This window comes from Staphylococcus sp. HMSC077D08 (genome assembly GCF_001837945.1).
Taxonomy (GTDB): Bacteria; Bacillota; Bacilli; order Staphylococcales; family Staphylococcaceae; genus Staphylococcus; species Staphylococcus epidermidis.
Window position 1 is genome coordinate 1 of record NZ_KV834785.1, and the last position, 1363, is coordinate 1363.

Annotated in this window: 1 protein-coding gene; it reads right to left on the bottom strand. The window is 31.6% G+C overall.

Annotated features, from left to right (window positions below):
• Window positions 1-96 precede the first annotated feature (96 nt).
• Window positions 97-1296 carry an IS110 family RNA-guided transposase gene (locus tag HMPREF2663_RS07715; protein WP_083319984.1) on the bottom strand — a complete coding sequence of 400 codons (1200 nt, stop codon included), beginning with the start codon at window positions 1294-1296 and terminating at the stop codon, window positions 97-99.
• Window positions 1297-1363: the final 67 nt, after the last annotated feature.

The window sequence follows — 1363 nt, forward strand, 5'->3', positions numbered from 1 at the left end:
TCAAGTACTTATAATTAAAATAAGCACTACTTAACTAAACCGTTCATTTTAATTTTTTTGAATAAGGTGTTAAACTGTATTTGATTGTACGTTTGGCTAATGTGGTGACATTTGATAATCGTACAATTTATGATTCATTACCAGATAATGAATCGTTTTTAATAATCGATTTATACAAGCAATGATGGCAGTCTTATGAGGTTTCTCATTAGGCTGCTTTCTTAGTTTGTAGTAATAATCGACGACATGATTGTCATAATGATGCTGCCCTCTTATTATATTCATAATCACCCAAAATAAAAGTTTTCTCGCTTTTTTATTACCACGCTTGTTGATGGTATCTCTATAGTGTGTATTACCTGATTGATATCGTTTGATATCAATGCCTACAAAAGCGTTGAGTTGTTTATTTGATTTAAATCGCTTAATATCACCAATCTCTCCAATAATCATAGCTGTGCTTAGCTTACCAATACCAGGTATCGAATGAATATTTTCAAAATAATCGAGTTGTTGTGCTAATTGAATCATGGCATCATCTAATTGTTTGAGATGATGAATAGATTGTTTTAACTGTTGAATAAGTAAGCGTAATTTTTCGACTAGAAAGGAATGTCTATCGACATTAGGATAGCTTTCTTGAGCAATCAGTCTTAATTGAAGTGCATATTTTGTAGCTTTATCCATTGACATTCCCTTATTTGTAGAATTGAATATATGTGTAATAAATACATCCTTGTCTATATCAAGAACCATGTCTGGATGAGTAAAGATTTCTGCGATGTTGAGTGCAATGATTGAATATCGACTACTAAATAATCTTTCTAAACCAGGGAATGTTTGATGGAGTAATTCGAGAATCTGAAATTTAAGTCGATTTTGTTCATTTTCGATTTCTAGATGAAAACGGACGCGTTCTCTTAATTCAAAAAATATTAACTCATGTATAGGTAAGCTGCCTGTTTGTTTGAGCGTCGGTCCTAAACAAGCAAGCTTATGAGCATCTGCCTGATCAGTTTTCCATGATCTTAGAGCGCTCGTTTTAAATTTGGCTTCTAACGGATTCATTTGAATATAGTTAATTTGATTTACACAACAAAATCGTTCCATACCTCTTGAATAGATACCTGTAGATTCAAAAATGAGTTGTGGGTGGTCTAAGTCATTCAAATACTTGAGTAAATAATTGTAGCCATTTTTATTATTTTGGATGAAAAACGTTTTTTGGAATTTTCCATTTTTATAATGTGCAACTACACTACGCCTTTTACTAATATCAACACCTAAGTAATCGATAAAAAAACCTCCTTTGAATAGTTGAGAAGCTAAAAACTTTACTTAACCTTTCTCATTTCATTTTCCT